Origin of the sequence: Pandoraea communis (genome assembly GCF_902459745.1) — a bacterium.
GTDB lineage: Bacteria > Pseudomonadota > Gammaproteobacteria > Burkholderiales > Burkholderiaceae > Pandoraea > Pandoraea communis.
In genome coordinates, this window is record NZ_CABPSJ010000001.1 from 970,605 (window position 1) to 991,143 (window position 20,539).

The 20,539-nt window shown below is 64.2% G+C and carries 14 protein-coding genes; 7 read left to right on the top strand and 7 right to left on the bottom strand.

Annotated elements, in window-relative coordinates:
- The first annotated feature begins 35 nt into the window (after positions 1-35).
- Positions 36-1,166: a nucleoside hydrolase gene (locus PCO31110_RS04490; protein WP_150689925.1), complete on the top strand. Its 1,131-nt coding sequence runs from the start codon at positions 36-38 to the stop codon at positions 1,164-1,166.
- Positions 1,167-1,254: 88 nt separating this feature from the next.
- Here PCO31110_RS04490 and PCO31110_RS04495 read toward each other — a convergent pair whose 3' ends face one another.
- Positions 1,255-2,292, bottom strand: a complete 1,038-nt coding sequence (locus PCO31110_RS04495; RefSeq protein WP_010806754.1) for a LysR family transcriptional regulator — start codon at positions 2,290-2,292, stop codon at positions 1,255-1,257.
- Between the two features lie 197 nt (positions 2,293-2,489).
- Here PCO31110_RS04495 and PCO31110_RS04500 point away from each other — a divergent pair, with 197 nt between their 5' ends.
- Both PCO31110_RS04500 and PCO31110_RS04505 read left to right on the top strand, forming a co-directional pair.
- On the top strand, positions 2,490-3,884 hold the full coding sequence (locus PCO31110_RS04500) for an NCS2 family permease (RefSeq protein WP_150689715.1): 1,395 nt from the start codon (positions 2,490-2,492) through the stop codon (positions 3,882-3,884).
- Between the two features lie 64 nt (positions 3,885-3,948).
- Complete coding sequence (locus PCO31110_RS04505; protein WP_150689716.1) at positions 3,949-5,058, top strand: adenosine deaminase family protein; 1,110 nt, start codon at positions 3,949-3,951, stop codon at positions 5,056-5,058.
- Between the two features lie 285 nt (positions 5,059-5,343).
- Here the strand turns inward: PCO31110_RS04505 and PCO31110_RS04510 are convergent, their stop codons facing one another.
- Entirely contained in the window at positions 5,344-5,658 is a 315-nt protein-coding gene (locus PCO31110_RS04510; protein ID WP_174979311.1) for a DUF4148 domain-containing protein, read from the bottom strand.
- 355 nt (positions 5,659-6,013) lie between these two features.
- Here PCO31110_RS04510 and PCO31110_RS04515 point away from each other — a divergent pair, with 355 nt between their 5' ends.
- The gene (locus tag PCO31110_RS04515) at positions 6,014-6,208 is read left to right on the top strand and encodes a hypothetical protein (RefSeq protein ID WP_010806758.1); all 195 of its coding nucleotides are present in this window, start codon (positions 6,014-6,016) and stop codon (positions 6,206-6,208) included.
- A gap of 218 nt (positions 6,209-6,426) precedes the next feature.
- Entirely contained in the window at positions 6,427-6,690 is a 264-nt protein-coding gene (locus PCO31110_RS04520) for a hypothetical protein (protein WP_150689718.1), read from the top strand.
- Positions 6,691-6,858: 168 nt separating this feature from the next.
- Here PCO31110_RS04520 and PCO31110_RS04525 read toward each other — a convergent pair whose 3' ends face one another.
- Together PCO31110_RS04525 and PCO31110_RS04530 are read right to left on the bottom strand one after the other, a co-directional pair.
- A complete protein-coding gene (locus tag PCO31110_RS04525) occupies positions 6,859-7,710 on the bottom strand; it encodes an undecaprenyl-diphosphate phosphatase (protein ID WP_150689719.1) in 852 nt (283 codons plus the stop codon).
- Positions 7,711-7,870: 160 nt separating this feature from the next.
- Positions 7,871-9,187, bottom strand: coding sequence for an O-acetylhomoserine aminocarboxypropyltransferase/cysteine synthase family protein (locus tag PCO31110_RS04530; protein WP_010806761.1), 1,317 nt, complete (start codon positions 9,185-9,187; stop codon positions 7,871-7,873).
- A 385-nt stretch (positions 9,188-9,572) separates the two neighbouring features.
- Here PCO31110_RS04530 and PCO31110_RS04535 point away from each other — a divergent pair, with 385 nt between their 5' ends.
- Complete coding sequence (locus PCO31110_RS04535; protein ID WP_246189720.1) at positions 9,573-10,379, top strand: dienelactone hydrolase family protein; 807 nt, start codon at positions 9,573-9,575, stop codon at positions 10,377-10,379.
- 517 nt (positions 10,380-10,896) lie between these two features.
- Here PCO31110_RS04535 and uvrA read toward each other — a convergent pair.
- Entirely contained in the window at positions 10,897-16,827 is a 5,931-nt protein-coding gene (gene uvrA / locus PCO31110_RS04540) for an excinuclease ABC subunit UvrA (RefSeq protein WP_150689721.1), read from the bottom strand.
- Between the two features lie 276 nt (positions 16,828-17,103).
- On the opposite strand from uvrA, the gene PCO31110_RS04545 reads away from it, so the two are divergent.
- Positions 17,104-18,753 (top strand): SH3 domain-containing C40 family peptidase, encoded by a 1,650-nt coding sequence (locus tag PCO31110_RS04545; RefSeq protein ID WP_150689722.1) that lies wholly within the window; start codon positions 17,104-17,106, stop codon positions 18,751-18,753.
- Positions 18,754-18,776: 23 nt separating this feature from the next.
- On the opposite strand, the gene PCO31110_RS04550 is transcribed toward PCO31110_RS04545, so the two are convergent.
- Positions 18,777-20,009, bottom strand: coding sequence for an NAD(P)/FAD-dependent oxidoreductase (locus PCO31110_RS04550; protein WP_150689723.1), 1,233 nt, complete (start codon positions 20,007-20,009; stop codon positions 18,777-18,779).
- A 99-nt stretch (positions 20,010-20,108) separates the two neighbouring features.
- On the bottom strand, positions 20,109-20,462 hold the full coding sequence (locus PCO31110_RS04555; protein WP_010806766.1) for a RidA family protein: 354 nt from the start codon (positions 20,460-20,462) through the stop codon (positions 20,109-20,111).
- Positions 20,463-20,539 lie beyond the last annotated feature (77 nt).

A 20,539-nucleotide genomic window follows, 5' to 3' on the forward strand; every position in this document is an offset into this window, starting at 1 on the left:
CGCTGTCTTCCTCAATGCATAACAAGTTCGACACCATGGCCGACCTGAACGAACCGAACGCACCGCTCGACACGAGCGCATCGCGCCATCGCAGCCGCCGCAGCTTCCTGCGCACGTCGCTCGCCGCCTCGCTCGCCACGTTGGGCTCGACCGGCGCCGGCAGCGCTTTCGCAGAACTCACGTCGACCGAAGGCGCCACCCGTCTGGCGGCCGGCGGCACCGCACGCCGCAGCGTCATCATCGACTGCGACCCCGGTCAGGACGACGCGATCGCCATCCTCTTCGCCCTGGGCGCGCATGACCAGATCGACCTGAAGGCGCTCACCGCCGTGGGCGGCAACGTGCCGTTGAATCTGACCGAGCGCAACGCCCGCATCGTGCGCGACTGGGCGGACAAGACGACGACGCTGCCGGTCTACGCCGGTTGCCCGAAGCCGCTCATGCGCGAGCTGATTACCGCTGCGAACGTGCACGGCCGCACGGGTCTCGATGGCGTGACGCTGCACGAGCCGCGCGGCCCGCTCGCTCCGCAGCACGCCGTTACGTATCTGATCGATACCCTGCGCGCCGCCGCGCCGGGCAGCGTGACACTCGTGGCGCTCGGTCCGCTGACGAATATCGCCACCGCTCTCACCGCCGCACCGGAAGGCGCCAAGGCTCTGCGCGAGATCGTGTTGATGGGGGGCGCGTGGTTCGAGCGCGGCAACATCACGCCGGCGGCCGAATTCAACATCTATGTCGACCCGGACGCCGCGAGCATTGTGCTCGGCGCGGGCGTGCCCGTGACGGTGTTGCCGCGCGACGTCTGCGTGAAGGCACCGATCACGCCGGAGCGCGTGGCCCCGTTCCGCGCGCTGAAGAATCGTTGCGGCCCGATCGTCGCGGACATTCTCGCGGCGGAAGTGGCGTACCAGAAGGGACGTCGCGGTGTGGAATCCGCTCCGATGTACGACCCGTGCACCATCGGCTATCTGGTCGATCCGACAATGTTTGGCGGCCGCCGTGTGAATGTAGCCGTGGAGACGACGGGCCAGCTCACGCTGGGTGAGACGGTCGTGGACTGGAATGGCCGCTCGAAGCGCGCCGTGAATGCCACGTGGATCGCCGATGTGGACGCCGACCGCTTCTACGACACGCTGCTCGCCCGTATCGCACGACTGCCGTAATTCGTCGCCATGAAGACGTCGGCGTAGAAATAACGCGGTGGCCCGGAACGGCCGCCGCGTTTTTGCGTGACACACGGCGCGCGGCCAATCACGTTGCGAGATGCCTCACGATCCAGTCGCGGCAAGCGCTGACCTGCGGGCCGCGCTCCTTGCCTTCAAGCGACATCAGCGCCACGGTGCGCGTGACGCGCGGCGCCGTGACCTCGAGGGCGACGAGCGCCGGGTCGTGCAGATGCAAGGTGTAGAGCCTGGGCAGAATCGCCAGGGCAAGCCCGCTGCGCACCAGCGCGTAAAGCGGCTCGGTGTACTCCATGCGGTACTTCGGTTCGAGCCGCAGATTCTGCGAGCCACCGGTGCGTTGCAGGGAATCGCTGACGTTGCCGCGCACGAAAACCGCGAGGTCGCGCTCGGTGAGCTGCGTCCATGTGACAGACGCCACCGAAGCGAGCGGGTCGTCGCGACGCGCCACGAGCACGATCTCATCGTCGAACAGGTCGTCGCACCGAAAGCCATCGGCACGCGCGGCGTGACCGGCCTCGTCGGCATCGTCGCGAACGCCGACGCCGAGGTCGATTTCACCGCGCGCGAGGGCTGCGACGAGTTCGCTGTTCGGCAGATCGGACAGCGCGAAGCGCACATTCGGATGGGCCTCGCGCAAGGTGCCGAGCACCGGTAACAGACGCGCCGCGACCGACGGAATGAAGCCGATGCGCACCGTCTGGGCTTGCAGCGCGAAGGTGCTCGTCATGTCGTCGAATGTGCCGCGCGCGGCGTTGAGCAAACGCTCGGCGAGCGGCAGGATGGTCGTACCGGCTTCGGTCAGCGTCAGGCGGTGCGCCGAGCGCTCGAACAACCGGCCACCGAGCAGGAATTCGATCTGCCGGATCGCCGCCGTGAGGGCCGGCTGCGTGACCGAGAGCGCGTGCGCCGCCTGCGTGAAACTGCGCGAGTGGGCAAGCGCCACGAAGTACTGCACCTGACGCAACGTGAGCGCGGGCAGCGGTGGCACCTGCGAAACCGCCGGGTTCGGCGAACCCGGCGCCGCTATCGTTGGGGCAGCCCTGGATGCCTTCGGCTCGCTCGCACTGGCCGCAGCGTTCTGGGTACGTCGGGACGAAGTCGCCATGGCGAGTTCCTGTTGTGTGTCCTGACGAGGGGACAGGACGACGATTTCGCAAGACCACGGAAGCCCCGGATACCTCAGGAATCCACGGCCTTCGTGAAGAATAGATTCGAATTATCGAATCATAAGTAATTTCATTTTTTATTTATAGTCGCGTGCACGTACAGTGCCATGCAAAGACCCCCCACTATTCTTGGCTTATGCAGACTTCTACTCCTGAGCGCGACACGGCGCGTCCGACGGCTCGCGCGACGCCCCTGGGCCAGACTGCGCCCGCCCAGGGCGGCTGGCTCGAGCGCCGCTTCGCCATCGCCAGGCGCGGTTCCAGCGTGCGCACCGAAGTGCTGGCCGGCATCACCACGTTCCTCGCCGCCGCCTATCTGCTCGTTGTCATTCCGTCGCTGCTTGCCACCGGCGGCATGGATCGCGGCGCGGCCACCACGGCCGTCATGCTGGTCTTCGTGCTGTTCTCGGTGCTGATGGGTCTGTACGCGAACCTGCCGTTCGTTGTCGGGCCGGGCATCGGCGGGTCGGTCATCGTGGGGGTCACACTTGCCGCCACCGAACACGTGGCCTGGCAGACGGGCATCGCCATCGCGTTCCTGTCGGGCGTGCTGTTCCTGTTGCTGACTGCCGTCGGTGCACGCAGCGTGGTGGCGCGACTGATTCCGACGGCCATCAAGCTCGGTCTGGGCGCTTCCATCGGCTTGTTCATCGCCGTACTCGGCGTGCGCAATGCCGGCATGGTCGTCGCCAACGCCAAGACCAACGCGTTCGCGCTGGGCGACTTCAGCAAGCCGGGCACGATCGTCGCGCTGATCGGTCTGGGCACCGCCGTGCTGCTGCAAGGCCGCAAGGTGCCGGGGGCCATCCTCTGGTCGATTCTGGCCGCCGCAGTCGCGGGCGTGCCGCTCGGCGTGACCAAGTTGCCCGAGTCGTTCGTCTCGCTGCCGCACAGCATTGCGCCGGTGGCCTTTCAGCTCGACCTGAGCAGTGCGCTCACGATTGCGGCGCTGCCGTATCTGTTCGCGTTCTTCGCCGCCGAGTTCTTCTCGACGCTGGGCACCACACTCGCGGTGGGCGGCAAGGCCGGCCTGCTCGACGAGCACGGCAATATGGAGAACATCAACCGTCCGTTCCTCGTCGATTCGATTGCCGCGACGGGCGGTGCATTGCTGGGCATTCCCGCGCTGACAGCGCTGGTCGAGTCGGCAGCGGGTGTCGAAGCCGGGGGCCGCACCGGTCTCACGTCGATTGCCGCTGCCGTGATGTTCGCGCTGATGTGCTTCTTCGTGCCGGTCGCGTTGGCCGTTCCCAAGGAAGCCACCGCGCCCGCGCTGATCCTCATCGGCCTGTCGATGTTCAGCACGATCCGTCATGTGCCGTTCGACGATTTCAGCGACGCGTTCCCGGTGCTGGCAATGGTGCTGCTCACGCTCCTCTCCAACAGCTTCGGCACCGGCATTGCGGGCGGTCTGCTGTGCTACGTGCTGGTCAAGGCGCTGATGGGCCGCTTCAAGGAATTGCCGTGGGGACTGTACGTGCTGGCACTGCCGCTGGCGTATTACTTCTGGACGGTGGTCGGACGCCATTGACCGGCCCCCTGTTCGCCCGGCGGATACCCCGTCTGCCGGTGGCTTCAAGACAAGACCAGACGTTATGACAGAGACACTGGGCTACATGCCCGCCGCACGCACCGGCGTGCAGATTCAGGAGGCGCATCGCACGTTCTTCCATGCGATGCCGAAGGTTGAATTGCATTGCCATTTGCTCGGCACGGTGCGTCACGACACGTTCGTGGCGCTCGCGCAGAAATCGAATGCGCCGCTTGCCCGCGCCGAGATCGATGCCTTTTACACGCGCGACGAAAAGCCCATCGGGGTGTTGCGCGTGCTGCGCGCCCTCGACGAGCATCTGCTGAACACGCCGGACGATCTGCATCGCATCGCCTACGAATATCTGGCCGACGCGGCGGCTCACAACGTGCGCTACAGCGAATTCTTCTGGAACCCGACGGGCACCGTGCGCACGTCAGGCATTCCTTACGTGAGCGCGCAGGACGCCATCGTCGCCGCCATTCGCGATGCCCGGCGCGATCACGGCATCGTCGGCCGTCTCGTGCCGAGCATCGACCGCGAAGCCGATCCGCGCGAAGCCGTCGAGATGGTGGAGTGGATGCGCGCGCATCGTGCCGACGAAGTGATCGGTATCGGCATCGACTATCGCGAGAACGACCGGCCGCCCGAGCTTTTCTGGAAGGCGTATCGCAACGCGCGTCTGGCGGGCTTCAAGACGACGGCGCACGCGGGCGAATTCGGTATGCCGTGGACGAACGTCGAGACGGCCGTCGAACTGCTCAAGTGCGACCGCATCGATCACGGCTACACCATCGTCGACGCCCCTGACTTCGCGCGCGAGTGCGCGGAGCGCGGCATCGTCTTCACCGTGGTACCGACCAACTCGTATTACCTGCGCACGCTCACACCGGAGCGCTGGGCGCAGGATCACCCGATTCGCCGCATGCCGGGCCTCGGCCTGAAGATTCACCCGAATACCGACGATCCGACGTTGCATCAGGTCAACCCGGCACGGGCATGGGAACTGATGTACAGCCACTTCGGCTTCTCGCTCGACGACTTACGCGCCTTCATGCATAACGGCCTCGACGGCGCGTGGATGGACGACAGTATGCGTCGCGAATGGCACCGCGACTTCGCTGTGGAATTCGACACGGCACACGACACGCTTACCCGAACGCTGGCGGCCTGACGCCGCTGCAACTGTGCTTTTCCTTGGTCCCACCCGACCTTCAGCCGCCTTCGGGCGGCTTTTTTTGCTCAGGCGTTCCTCGGAAAATCGGCATTCAGGCAGATGCTCGCTGTGCTGCGATCCAGCGCGGCACGCGCGAGCGCGTCGAGAGATTTTTCTTGTGCCACGCCGCACGCGCGCTCACATCGCGCTAAGCGTTGCCATCGCGGTTTTCCACAACGCAAAAAAACCGGCCTGAGCAGGCCGGCTGTGTCGCATCGCTTGGGGTCGACGCGTTAGTGCAACTTACGAACGGTTGTCCAGATCGAGCAGGTTGCGGTCGTTCAGTTGGGCACGTACGTCAGCGCGCGTCAGCGAATCTGCCGGCGCAGCCTGTTGCGTTTGCGTTGCCGTGACCAGCGGCGTGCCGGTTTCGACTTGATTCAGTTGACCGTTGGCGCTGGCTTGCACCAGTTCGCTGCGCACTTCGGCGCGAGTGACCTGGCTTTGGGCAGCCACTTGCAGGTCGGAAACGTTATTGTCGTAACGGGCATCAGCGAAAGCAGAGGCCGAGACGAACGAAGTGGCGGCGACAACGGCAGCAAGGATACGGGCGTTCATGGTAAGACTCCTGTCAATAGTTGATAACGGCTTCATCAGCTAGCGTTCGGGGCATCGGCAGCGATGGGTGCCCTGAGGCACTTCGTTTTGCTGCGTTGCGGTGTCCGTCGCGTTGGCATGGATGAATCTTAGGGAAAACCCGTGGTTTTTTCGCAACTGAGCGTCTACAAAACGCAACCGATCGTCCGATTCGGAAAATCTATTTGAAATCAATAGGTTACTACCGATAAATCGGGTAAATGACGCACGGATGGCGCTTATCGGGCAGCGACTCGACGGGAAATGCCGCGATATGCAATGACTTGTTTGATCTAAAGGGGTTTCTTGCAGAGGGTGACAGCAGTAGAGTGAGCTCATGATGAAGTCAATCGGCATCGTAAGTCGCGAGGTGCGCCGCACCGCGAACGACGCCGGTTCGTACAGGAGCAATACCATGGCTGCCCTCGGTTCTTTCCTTCTGCTGGCGTGCGCTTCGCTGCTCACCGCTTCGTATCTGCGCAGCCGTGCCGCTCGTACGCACCGTCAACAGGCGCGAGTGACGCGTCGCTGATCCGGTTCACCGGTCAACTCGTTCCCCATAGGTATCGTCGGTTCGTTTGCGCGGTCTTATCGTTTCGCGCGATGAATCGGCCTTTCAGACGTTTCATTATTTCGTTTTCAGCAATGCGCCCTTCCTCGGGATCGCATTTTTCTCCTTCGCCGGCGAGCGTAGATTGTCGGCAATGACGACGCCCACGGTGGACGTCTCGCCAGACAGGAGAAATGAAAATGAAACAAGTTCTGATCGCTTCGGCCTTTGTTGCCGCATGTCTTACCGCAGGTGCTGTGAGCGCCGCCGAAAAGTCGCAACCGGCCGCACAGCCCCAGCAAACCCAGCAACAAGCACAAGCGCAAACGCAGGTGCAAACGCAGGTGCAAACGCAAGCCCAGCCGGGCCCTGTGGCCGCCTCGGTGCAAACGTCGACGGTCGCACCGGTGTATGAAGTGCCGGGCCGCGTGAATCGCGCCGGATCGATCTACTTCGGTCAGTAAGTCTGTAAAAAAAACGGCAGGCCGGGGAGTCATCCACCGGCCTGCCGGGGTCCCGGTTCGCGGGACGTTCTGCTCGCTTCCTCCTCAACTCCCCCCGCTTCCCCTCAATAGGTTCGCGTCATCGCGAAGGCAGCACCTGACGGGCTACCCTCGTCGAAGTCCATCGCTTTACAGAGACTGACTTGCGGCCAGCACGACGGCCGAGGCCACGAGACAGTAGATGCCGAACAGATACCAACGGCCGCGTTCGAGCCAGCGCGACAGCCAGCGCAGCGCCACCAGACCGGCGAGGAAGCTGAACGCCATGCCGACGAGACTCGGCGTGAGCACCGTCATGAAGTGGCCCGAGAATGTCTGCGCGCCGCCGGACTTGTACAGCCGATAGGCCTCTTTGACGATCACCGGCGGTGTGAGCACCACGGCCAGCGCGAAGCTGAATTCTTCGACGCGAACTTTATCGAGTCCACGCAGCATGCCCGTCGAGATGGTCGAGCCCGAGCGCGAGAAACCGCGGAAGGGCAGGCAGATGCCTTGCACCGCACCGATCCAGGCGGAGTCGGCGCCGCGCATCGGACGATCGCCCATCGGCGGACGCCGGGTGCCGGAGATCAGAATCAGAATGCCCGCCATCGCGAGACCGGCCGAGATGATGTACATGTTGCCGAACAGATGCTCGATCTCGGAATGCCCGGTGCCGCGCATCAACACCTTCTCGATGAAGAACATCAGCGCCAGCCCGATCACCCCGGTGAAGGCTGTCGCGATGATCACCTGTTTGGCGTTGTGAATGAAATCGTACTTCGACGAGAAGTAGCGCTCTCTCCACGACTTCCAGAAATAGACGATGACCGCGAGCATCGTGCCGGTGTGCAGCATGACCAGCAACAACGTCATGGCAGGCGCCGACGGATCAAGCCCCATGAGCTTCTCGGCCATGATGACGTGCGCCGAACTCGACACGGGAAGCAACTCCGCCACGCCCTGCACAATCGCGAGCACAAGCACTTGCAGATAATCCATGCGTAATCCTTGAGAAATGGGCAAGGACGGTACGCCGCATTCGTGACATTTTCGTGACAGTCACATGACGCCGGCAGCCGGTTGCCTGCCCCCAACCGGCTGCCCGGCATCATACTCCGACTGAATTGGCAGGAAATGAGGTATTGAGTCGGCGGGACAATCAACCGGCCAGACCACGCAGTGCCTGATCGAGATCCGCGAGCAAATCGTCGATGTGCTCGATGCCGATCGACAGGCGCACCGTCTCTTCGCTCACCCCCGCCTTGCGCAGTTCATCCGGCGAGAGCTGACGGTGCGTGGTCGACGCCGGGTGCGTGGCGAGCGACTTGGCGTCGCCGATGTTGACCAGACGCGTGAAGAGTTGAAGCGCATCCTGAAACGCTGCGCCCGCTGTGCGTCCCCCCTTCACGCCGAAGGTCAGAATGCCTGGGCCGCGCCCCGACAAGTACCGTTCCACGAGCGCGTGATCCGGATGCTCCGGCAGTCCCGCGTAGTTGACCCATTCCACCTTCGGATGCGTCTTGAGAAACTGCGCGACCTTCAGGGCGTTCTCGGTGATGCGATCGAGCCGCAGGGCCAGTGTTTCGATGCCTTGCAGGATCTGGAACGCGTTGAACGGCGAGATGGCTGCGCCCGTATTGCGCAACGGCACCACACGCGCGCGGCCGATATACGCTGCCGCACCGAACGCCTCCGTGTACACGACACCGTGATAGCTCACGTCCGGCTCGTTCAGACGCTTGAAACGCACCTTGTGATCGGCCCACGGGAATTTGCCGGAGTCGACGATAGCGCCGCCCAGGCTCGTGCCGTGGCCCCCAAGATATTTCGTGAGCGAATGCACGACGATATCCGCACCGTGCTCGAACGGGCGCAGCAGATAGGGCGACGGCACCGTGTTGTCGATGATGAGCGGAATGCCGTGACGGTGCGCAATCTCCGCGAGCTTCGCGATATCGGTGATGTTGCCCAGCGGGTTGCCGACCGACTCCGCGAAGATGGCCTTGGTGTTGGCATCGATGAGCGGCTCGAACGATTCCGGCTCGCGCGGATCGGCGAAACGCGTGGTGATGCCCGAGAGCGGCAACGTGTGCGCCAGCAGGTTGTAAGTGCCGCCGTACAGCGTGCTGGCGGCGACGATATTGTCACCGGCCTCGGCGATCGTCTGAATGGCGTAAGTGACAGCGGCCTGACCGGACGCGAGCGCCAACGCCGCCACCCCGCCTTCGAGCGCGGCGACACGCTGCTCCAGCACGTCCTGCGTCGGGTTCATGATGCGCGTGTAGATGTTGCCCGGCACCTTGAGGTCAAACAGATCGGCACCGTGCTGCGTGTCGTCGAAGGCGTAGGCCACCGTCTGGTAGATCGGCACCGCCACGGCGCGCGTGGTCGGATCGGGCCGGTAGCCGCCATGTACGGCCAGCGTCTCGAGACGCCATTGCGGGGCTTGCCGGGTTGCGTCGGTCTTGTCGGTCATGTCGAATGTCTCCGGATAAACGTGATGTTCCATTGGTGGAACGATTTGATTAGATATCCAACGGCATTCTAAACGGCAGCGCGCGCCTGGCTTATCTCCGATTGGCAGATGCTTAGCGAGGCACGTCCCGCAATCGTTCGTAATACGACATGCGACGGGCGCGCTATCTGACACGCTACCGGCTGGCTATACTCGTTCGCACGCCGCCACAGCACCTTCCGGGAGACGCATTGCCATGCTATTCAGCCTTATGGATCTTGCGCACCAAACGCATCGTATGAGCCGCGTCTCGTTGCGAATTGCGCGGCGCGTCAGATCTCGGCTCGCCATTGCAATTGCCTGTGTCTCATTCGGATGGCTTGGCAGCGCCTTCGCGCAGGAGAAGGTGAGCTTCCCTTCGCTGGATACCGGCAACAACGGCGTGCCCGTGATGATCGACGCCTATTTGTTTCGAGCGGCCAACGCCAGCAGCCCCACGCCCGCCGTGGTCTTCATGCATGGCTGCAACGGGATGTTCACACGCAAGGGCAAGATCGACGGCCGCGAGCTCGATTGGGCGCGGCGGTTGAACGCGCAAGGCTACGCAGTGCTGGCGGTGGATAGCTTCACCTCGCGGGCGCAGCCCAGCGAGTGCGCCAACAACGGCCCCGTGCGGCCTTCGGTGGAGCGTCCCGGCGATGCCTACGGCGCATTGCGCTACCTTCAGGCCTTGCCGGACATCCGCCCGGATCGCATCGCTTTGATGGGTTGGTCGCACGGCGGCGGCACGGTTTTGTTCTCTATCGGCCCCAAGAGCCCCGGACGCACGCGGGACAAGGACACCCAACCGGCGCCGGATTTTGTCGCCGCCATCGCGTTCTATCCCGGCTGGTGCAACACGAAGGCGCAGGGCGCGGACTGGTCAACGCCGATCCCGCTGTTGCTCCTCACCGGTGCCGACGACGTCTGGACCAAAGCCGTTCCCTGCGACGCCTTCGTGCACGACGCGACCGCTCGGGGTGCACCGATCACGTTCCACATCTATCCGGGTGCGGTGCACGACTTCGACTACCCCAATCTGCCCGTACGCAATCGACCGGAATTCGCCAACCCGCGCACCCACGTCGTGCCGATCACCGGCACCCAGCCGGAAGCCAGAGACGATGCCATCGCGCGCGTGACAGCATTTCTTGCAAAAGCGTTCGGGAAGTAATTGTCGAGCGAATTCGGTAGTGCATTCGCCACATCGGCCAGAAGTGCCCGTCCCATGGTCGTTTCCAGGCGAAATGACGAAACTTTTCCACTGGAAATCCACAGCTTATTCATGAAAAAAGCCGGGGATATCCACAGGAAATCCACCGGCTTGCTCTGGGTTGTGCACGGCATATCCACCACCTATCCACAGGATATTCACCGGTTATCTGTATTGCTCAGGCGACTTATCCCCTGGCTTTCCACCGGCTATCACCTGGCTATCCACAGGGTTGCCCACAAGGGCTTCACAGCTTACTCACAGTGTTATCGACAGACTTGTCCACAGACGCCCCCTTGTGGGTCAGCACCCATCTCATCAAGTTACGTATCAAGAAAGCGCACAACGCAAGATCCGTCGCCCCGGCACCTCCCGCTGTGTCCTGCGAACGCCCATGGCCCTCCCAAAAAAACAGGACGCCATCAGGCGTCCTGTATGTGGCCCGCGAACTGCGCGAACCGAGGGTCGACTCGACCGGCTACTTCGCCGTGGCGGCTTCCTCCGACTTCGTTGTCGATACCCCGGACGCCGCCGTCTGCGCGAGTACCGGTTTGAGCGCAACACCGGTATGACTCGCAGCAACCTTCGTCAGCGCATCGGGCGACATCGCCGCCACCACTGTCCCGCCGTTCTTGCCGCCTTCCGGCCCCATGTCGACGATCCAGTCCGCCTCGGCAATCACATCGAGGTTGTGCTCGATCACAACAACGGTATGCCCGCCGTTCACCAGCCGGTGCAGCACATTGATGAGCCGCGCCACGTCCGCCATGTGAAGGCCAACCGTCGGCTCGTCGAGTACATACAGCGTGTGGGGCGGCTTCTGCCCGCGCCGCGTGATGTCGTCGCGGACCTTGGTCAACTCCGTCACCAGCTTGATACGTTGCGCTTCGCCGCCCGACAGCGTCGGCGACGGCTGTCCCAATGTGAGATAGCCAAGCCCGACGTCCTTCATCAGTTGCAGCGGATGGGCAATGCTCGTCATCGACGCGAAGAATTCGACGGCTTCGTCCACTTCCATCGTCAGCACATCGCCAATGCTCTTGCCGCGCCAGGTGACGGCCAGCGTCTCGGCATTGAAGCGCTGACCGTGACACACGTCACACAGCACCTTCACGTCGGCAAGAAAGCTCATGCCGATGGTGCGCACGCCTTGTCCTTCGCATGCCGGACAACGGCCGTCGCCTGTGTTGAACGAGAATCGCGATGCCGAGTAACCGCGCGCACGTGCTTCGAGCGTATCCGCAAACAGCCGTCGAATCGTGTCCCAGAAGCCGATGTATGTGGCCGGGCACGAGCGGGGTGTCTTGCCGATGGGCGTCTGGTCGACTTCGAGTACGCGATCAATCGCCTCCCAGCCGGTCACCGACTCGCAGCCATGCCACGCGTGCACCACCGGACGGCGCGGTTCTGCGGATACCGCCGACTTCGCGCGCGGCTTGCCATCCGCTTTCACTGCATGACGCACCGTGCCCTTGCGCGCACGTCGCTCCGCCGGTGACGACAATACCGAACGCCCCACCGCATCGAGCAGGTTCGTCATCAGCACGTCGCGTGCCAACGTCGATTTTCCGGAGCCGGAGACACCGGTAATCGCCGTAAGCCGCGATAACGGCAACGACGCCGTCACGTGCTTCAGGTTATGCAGCGTTGCACCGTGCACCGCCAGCCAGTTCGGCGGCACCGCCTCGACACCCTTGGCAGACGCCCTCACCTCACGGCGCGGTTCAAGCGGATGCTGCAACGGATGCGCCAGGAACTTGCCGGTGAGCGACTCGGGGTGGGCGGCCAGATCGGCCACACTGCCCTGCGCGACGAGCGTGCCGCCTCGTTTGCCCGCGCCCGGACCAATGTCGATGATGTGATCGGCGCGACGAATCGTATCTTCGTCATGCTCGACCACGACCAGCGTGTTGCCCTGATCGCCCAGCTTGCGCAACGCGCCGAGCAGAATGCCGTTATCGCGCGGGTGCAAGCCGATGGTCGGCTCGTCCAGCACATAGCAAACGCCCTGCAGGTTGCTGCCCAACTGCGCCGCCAGGCGAATGCGTTGCGACTCGCCGCCCGAGAGCGTCGGCGCGGCGCGATCGAGCGTGAGGTAGCCGAGCCCGACTTCCTCCAGAAATTCCAGACGCCCCTGAATCTCGCTGATCAGATCGCGCGCGATGCTCGCATCGCGCCCGTGCAGTTCGAGTTGCTGAATCCACGCGCGCACGTCGCTCACGGTCCACTGCGCGACGTCGGAGATCGCGTGTTCGTCGAACGTCACCGCACGCGCGACGGTATTGAGCCGTGCACCGTGGCAATCCGGACACGGCTGATCGCCCACGTCTTCCGGCTCCTGCTCCTGCGACGGCAGCGAATGCTCACGCCCCCGGTTGTCCTGATTGAGCACCGTGTCGTCGAACGCTTCGCGCTGCTCGCGCGTAAGCGCGAGACCCGTGCCCACACACGTCGAACACCAGCCGTGCTTGCTGTTGAACGAGAACATGCGCGGATCGAGATCCGGATAGCTCGTGCCGCACACCGGGCACGCGCGCTTGACCGAGAACACCTCGATCTCGCCCACGCCTTCACCCGGCTGTTCATTGGACATGGTGTCGCCGAGACCGTCGAGCGGGGCGAGCAGATGCATGACACCCTTGCCCAACTCGAGCGCCGCCGCGAGCAACGTGCGCAGCAAGCCTTCGTTCTCGGGCGCGATCACCACGTCGCCCACCGGCAGTTCGATCGTGTGCTCACGGAAGCGATCGAGCTTCGGCCACGGATCGACCGGCAAGAACACGCCATCGACACGCAGGTGCGAATGCCCGCGCGCCTTGGCCCACTTCGCCAGATCGGTGTAAATCCCCTTGCGGCCCACCACCAGCGGTGCGAGCAAGCCCACGTGCTGGCCGCGACGGTCACGCATCAGTTGTGCAACGATGGAATCCGGACTCTGCGCCGTGACAGGCGCACCGTCATGAATGCAGTGCTGAATGCCGAGCTTGACGTACAGCAGACGCAGGAAGTGCCAGACTTCCGTCGTCGTTGCCACGGTACTCTTGCGCCCGCCGCGCGACAGACGCTGCTCGATGGCGACGGTCGGCGGAATGCCGTACACGGCGTCCACTTCCGGACGCCCCGCCGGCTGCACGATGGACCGCGCATAAGCATTGAGCGACTCGAGATAACGGCGCTGCCCTTCGTTGAAGAGAATATCGAACGCGAGCGTCGACTTACCCGACCCCGAAACACCGGTAATCACACTGAACTTGCCGCGCGGAATCGCAACGTCGAGCGACTTCAAGTTGTGCTCGCGTGCATTGACGATACGAATATCATCGCCACCCGCAGGCTTACGATGCGCGCGCGCTGCACGCAACGCCGTTTGCAGCGGCATGCCGGGGTCGCCAGCAGGTCTGGCCGCCGCCACCGCTTGCCCCGGCGCGACCACCGTGCGTTCGTAGTCGGCCAAGGCGCGTCCGGTATGCGAACCCTCGCACGCGATCACCTGCGCAAGGGTGCCCGCGCACAGTACTTCGCCACCGCCTTCGCCGCCTTCCGGCCCGAGGTCGATGATCCAGTCGGCGGCACGCACCACGTCGAGGTTGTGTTCGATGACGAGCAGCGAGTTACCGCCATCGAGCAACTTGCCGAACGCCCGCATGAGCTTGGCGATGTCGTCGAAGTGCAGCCCCGTCGTCGGCTCGTCGAAGATGAAAAGACGACCGCGATGCGCGACCTTCTGTCCGCTCGCGGTCTTCTTCTGCGCAGCTTCCGCGAGGAAGCCCGCCAGTTTCAGACGCTGCGCTTCGCCGCCCGAGAGAGTCGGCACGGGCTGCCCCAGCTTCACGTATTCGAGACCGACGTCCACGATCGGCTGAAGCACCCGCAGCACATCGCGATCCGACGAAAACAGCTTGACGGCCTCATTGACCGTCAGCTCGAGTACGTCCGACACGCTCAGTTCGCGTATCGCCTCGCCCGGCACGGCGCGTCGAATCTTCACGTCGAGCACTTCGGCGCGATAACGCTTGCCGTCGCAGTCCGGGCAACGCAGATAGACGTCGCTCAGGAACTGCATCTCCACGTGCTCGAAGCCCGAGCCGCCGCACGTCGGGCAGCGTCCGTTGCCGGAGTTGAAGCTGAAGGTGCTCGCGGAGTAGCCGCGTTGCAGCGCCACCGGCTCGGCCGCGAACAGTTTGCGAATCTCGTCGAAGGCGCCCACGTAGCTTGCCGGGTTCGAGCGCGCCGTCTTGCCGATGGGCGACTGATCGACGAACACCACACCCGACAGTTGTTCGGCACCGAGGAGTTCGTCGTGTGCGCCCGGCGCTTCGGTCGGGTTGCCAAAGTGACGCGCCAATGCCGGATTGAGCACGTCTTGCACCAGCGTCGACTTGCCCGAGCCCGAGACACCGGTCACACACACGAGGCGGCCGAGCGGAATCTCGACGTCGACATGCTTGAGGTTGTGCTCGCGAGCCCCGCTCAACGTCAGACGCGGTGTGCCGGCATCGACCGGACGCGCCCGCCAGTTCGACGCATTCGCCACATGCTTTCGTCCACCCAGATAGTTGCCGGTCAGCGTGTCGGCGTGACGTACTTCCTCGGGCGTGCCATCGAAGACGATCTGACCGCCACGTTCGCCCGGCCCCGGTCCCATGTCGATCACGCGGTCGGCCGCGAGCATCACCGCCGGGTCGTGTTCGACCACCACGAGCGTATTGCCCGCGTCGCGCAGACGATGCATCGCGGCGACGATACGGTCCATGTCGCGTGGATGCAGGCCGATACTCGGCTCGTCCAGCACGAAGAGCGTGTTGACGAGCGACGTGCCAAGCGCCGTCGTGAGGTTGATACGTTGCACTTCGCCCCCCGAGAGCGTACGGCTCTGGCGGTCGAGCGTGAGGTAGCCGATGCCGACGTCGCACAGATACTTCAGACGCGTGCCGACTTCCTCCTGCAACAGCTTGAGGGCATCGTCGAGCAGGCTCGACGGCAAGGTAAGCGAATCGAAGAACTGACGCACACGCGAAATCGGCATGAGCATCAGGTCGTGCATGGTGAGGCCCGGCAGCGCTTCGAGTTGCTCGCGCGACCACGACACCCCGCGCGGCATGAAGCGCTGGGCGGGCGGCAGCACGGCGTCGGCGTTCTCTTTCGAGCCGAGGCGCCACAGCAGGCCTTCCGTCTTCAGGCGAGCGCCGCCGCAAGTCTCGCAGGTCGTGTAGCTGCGGTACTTCGAGAGCAGCACGCGGATGTGCATCTTGTACGCTTTCGACTCGAGATACCCGAAGAAGCGGCGAATGCCGTACCACTGCTTGTTCCACTCGCCTTTCCAGTCGGCATCGCCTTCGATGACCCACTCGCGATGCTCGGGCGAGAGCTTCGACCACGGCGTATCGCGCGGAATGCCGGCACGGCCGGCGTACTCGAGCAGGTCGTCCTGAATCTCTTTCCAGGCGGGTGTCTGGATGGTCTTGATCGCACCGCCCCGTAGCGTCTTGCGCTCGTCGGGGATCACCAGACCGAGGTCGACGCCGATCACGCGGCCGAAACCGCGACAGGCCTCGCACGCGCCGTAGGCGGAATTGAACGAGAAGAGCGCCGGTTGCGGGTCGGCGTAGTGCAGGTCGCTGTCGGGGCAATGCAAATCCTGCGAGTAGCGCCAGATATCGGGCTCGCCATCGTCGGCCAGCACGTAGACGTTCACCCGCGCGCGACCGCGCTTGAGCGACGACTCGATGGCTTCCATCGCGCGCACTTTTTCGGTGTTCTGCAAGCGGAACCGGTCGGCAACGACATCGAGTACCTTTCGGGTGCCGTCGGCCGTTGCGACTTCCCGCTCGGCCTGCACCCGCGTGTAGCCCGACGCCGACAGCCATTGCTCGACTTCATCCGCCGTAACGCTGCCCGGCAATTCGACCGGGAACGTGACAACCAGACGCGGATCGCCTTGGGCAGTGCGGGCCATCAAGTCGGCGTAGATCGTCTCAGGCGTGTCGTGACGCACGGGTTGCGCCGTCTCGCGATCGAACAGCGCCGCCGCGCGGGCGAACAACAGCTTGAGGTGATCGTTGAGTTCGGTCATCGTGCCGACCGTCGAGCGCGAACTGCGCACGGGGTTGGTCTGATCGATGGCGATGGCCGGCGGAACGCCTTCCACATGGTCGACCTGCGGACGATCCATGCGGTCGAGGAACTGGCGCGCGTAAGCACTGAAGGTTTCGACGTAGCGACGCTGGCCCTCGGCAAACAGCGTGTCGAAGACGAGACTCGACTTGCCGGAACCGGACGGACCGGTCACGACCGTCATCTCACCGGTCTGGAGATCGACGTCGAGGTTCTTGAGGTTGTGCTGGCGGGCGCCACGAATGCGAATGGCGTGGTTTGCCGATGGGTCGGGTTTCGGGGATGACTTGTCCACTTGGTATCAGGGCCGCTTGATTGACAATGAACAGCGTGAAGATAAACAGCGTGACATCTGACAGCGCGCATGCGCGCCTCGGGGGAACTACTGTATCAGGCCGATAAGACAGTCGCTGGCAGCATCCTGCGCTTCGCCCGGCACGCTGCGATTGTACTGTATATTTGTACAGCATAATCGATTCCCCCCATTACCGGTGTTCCTAATTCGAACGCCCGGGATTGCCCCCGCATCGATGGAGTAGCATGGCGGCTTCCGGGCTCTCTTTCGCACGCCATGGGTGCAATCCTTGCCGCACGCAGTGCCATCCTGCACGCCGCCACACACATCCCGCCGGGTCGAACGCCGGGGAATGCGCGCCTTCGCGCCGGCTTCCTCGCATGCCTCATGCCGCTCACCATGCTCGCCGCCTGCGCGAGCGCGCCGCATGCTCCCCCGGCATCGTCGCCGCCGACGGCAACCGCGACGCTCACCCGCTACAACGTCGACCGTTTCCCCATCGAGCATTACGATCAGGACGTCGATCACTGGATTCGGCCCGACGCCCCCGGCTACGATCAGCCGCTGCTTTCCGCGCAGGCACAAAGCCGGCGCTTCGACATCTTCCGTGCGCGCTACTTCGGCACCGCACCGCGCGACCCGTCGCCGTGGAACGGCGCATGGCTCTCGACATCGCTGCTCAATGCCGCCGGTGCGCAGCAGATCGCCGACTCGCAGGGCCGCCGCGTGAGACGTTTCGACAACAGTGCCCCCGGCGTGCGCACGACCTACGGTGAGAACTTCCAGCCGCACACCGCAGCGTGGAATCGTGCGATCGAAGCGAACATGGCGCTGGCACAACTCACTGCCGATCACGCGGATTGGCAATACGATCCGCGCCAGCGCGGCATCACGGTCGACAACGCGCTGGTGCGCCAACTGCCGACCAACGATCCGGCGTTCTACGATTTCCGTCAGGCCGGCGAGGGCTATCCGTTCGACGCGCTGCAAGACTCGGCACTGCGGCCCGGCACGCCGGTGTACGCGCTCGCCCGCAGCGCCGATGGCGCGTGGCTGCTCGTCTATTCACCCGATCTGATCGGCTGGGTGGATGCCCGCACGGTGGCGTCGGTTGACGAGCGTTTCGTCGCGACCTGGCGCGACGCCGCAATGCGCAACCTCGGCGCCATCGTGCGCGCCGACGCAGCACTTGCCGACACATCGTCCGGCACCACACCCCCTGTCTACCGGACCTTTGCGCCGATCGGCACCGTGCTGCCGCTCATGTCGTTGCGCGACGGGCGGCAGGCGGCGATGTTCCCCGTGGCCGACATCCATCGGCGGGCGCAGATTCGCACCGCCGTGCTCGACACGTCGGCCATCGTGCCGATGCCGTGGACGCTCACCCCCCGTCATATGGCGCAGGTAATGAAACAACAGATCGGGCGTCCTTACGGCTGGGGCAACACGCTGTTCTACAACGACTGCTCCGCCGAAACGCGCAGTCTTTTCGCCCCCTTCGGCGTGTGGCTTCCCCGCCATTCGTCGGATCAGTTACGCGCGGGGAAACGCACCGATCTGCGCGCGGCGGATATCGATACGCGACTGCGCACGCTGACCGAGCGCGGCCGTGCGCTGATGACGCTGATTCATATCAACGGACACATCATGTTGTATTTGGGCAGTGTCCAGCGCGACGGCGCAAGCGTGCCGATGACTTATCAGAACGTGTGGGGGCTGTCGCCGGCGGATAACAGCCGGCGCGACGTCATCGGCGGCTCGGTGATCCTGCCGCTGCTGAAGACCTATCCGGAAGATCCGGGGGCGCGCTCGCTTGCGGGCAAGTCGTTGTTCGAGATCAGTGTGATCGGCGGCGACATTCCCGAGGCGGGCGCAGACGCGCCACACGCACCGGGCGTCGATTCGCCGGAAGAGATGCCGCAATAAGCGCAACGCCGCCGGCCCGCAACTCAGAACCTCAGCGCGCTGAAGGGCGCGGGGTCGACGACCGGCGTCTCGCCCGTCATCATCTCGCCCACCAGGCGGCCCGTGACCGGCCCTAGCGTCAGACCGTGGTGTGCATGACCGAACGCGAACCACAGTCCGCGATGAGAAGGCGCAGGGCCGATGATCGGCATCATGTCCGGCGTGCAGGGGCGTCGGCCGAGCCACGGCGCGGCGTCAACTCGCTCGCCGAGCGGGAACGTCTCACGCGCGAGGGGTTCGACGGCGGCCAGTTGCACCGGCGTGGGCCGCGTGTCGCGCAGGCCGAGTTCCACGCCTGTGGTGAGCCGGATGCCACGCGTCATCGGTGTGATGAGAAAACCGTGCTCGGCATCGAGCACCGGTTGATTGAGCCGGGCGCCCGGTTGTGCGCGGTAATGCATGTGATAGCCGCGTTTGACCGCGAGCGGCAGACGGTAGCCCAGCGCCGCCGTCACCGTATCGGCCCACGGTCCGAGTGCGATGACAGCGCGTCGCGCTTCGATGTGCCCCTCCTGCGTCTGCACCGACCACTGCGGCTGCAAAGTCGTAGCGTCACCGTTGAACACGCGGCCGCCCAGCGACGCAAAGTGGCGTGCATACGCCGCCACCAACGCGCCCGGATCGCTCACGGAATCCGACGCCGTGTAACGTAGTCCACCCACGAGCGCGTGCGTGAGCGCGGGCTCGTCGTCACGCAGACGGGAGACGTCAAGCCGCTCGAACGGCACGCCGTACTCTTCGCGCCACCGCTCGGCATCGCGTTGGGCGGCATCCATCGCGGCAGCCGTGCGGAAGACCTTGACCCAACCGCCCTCACGCAACAGATCCTGCGCACCGGATGCCGCGATGAGTTCGCGATGCTCCGTCACGCAATGGGCGATGAGTGTGCTGTAGTGACGCGCGATCTCCGCGTGCCGCTTCGGGGCAGAGTGGTACCAATAGCGCGCGAGAAAGGGCGCGATCGTGGCCATCGCCGAGGGGTGATATCGCACGTCCGTCGAACGATTGCCCGCGTAGCGCAGCAGCGTGCCGAGGTCTCGCGGAAAGGCGTATGGATACACGCCCTCGCGCTGAATCAGCCCGGCGTTGCCGAACGAGGTTTCGCTGCCCGGCGGCTTGCGGTCGACGAGCGCCACCGACAGGCCGCGCCGCTGCAAATGCACGGCGACGGACACACCGACGATTCCGGCACCAAGCACTAGCGCGTCGAATCTCATGAGCGTTGCGTCAAACAGTCAGGGGAGCGGGGGGCGCAGCAAGGCTCACGCGCGATGCAAACGAGGTGCGCGGCGGTGAGCCTGGCTCGTGCAGTGCGATTACGCCAGCGCGGTGACGGAGATTTCGACATCAAGACCGGCGCGCATGAGCGGCGACTGCACGCAGGCGCGCGTCGGTGCGTGGCCTTCGGGCACCCAGGCGTCCCACGCGGCGTTGAATTCGGCGAAGTGCTTGGCGTCGGACAGCCAGATGTTGGCGGTCAGCAGACGCGACTTGTTGACGCCGGCTTCGGCGAGCAAGGAATCGATACGGGTGAGGATTTCGGTGGTCTGCTGCGTGACCGGCACGTTGGTCGTGTCCGGCACCTGACCGGCCAGATACACCACGCCGTTGGCGATCACGATCTGGCTCATGCGAGCGTTGGTATGCAGACGCTTGATTTCGTTCGACATAGGGGGGCACCGTAAGAAGAAAACGGGCCGGGAGTCGGCCCGGGTGGCGCTATCTTATACGACGACGCCTACGACAC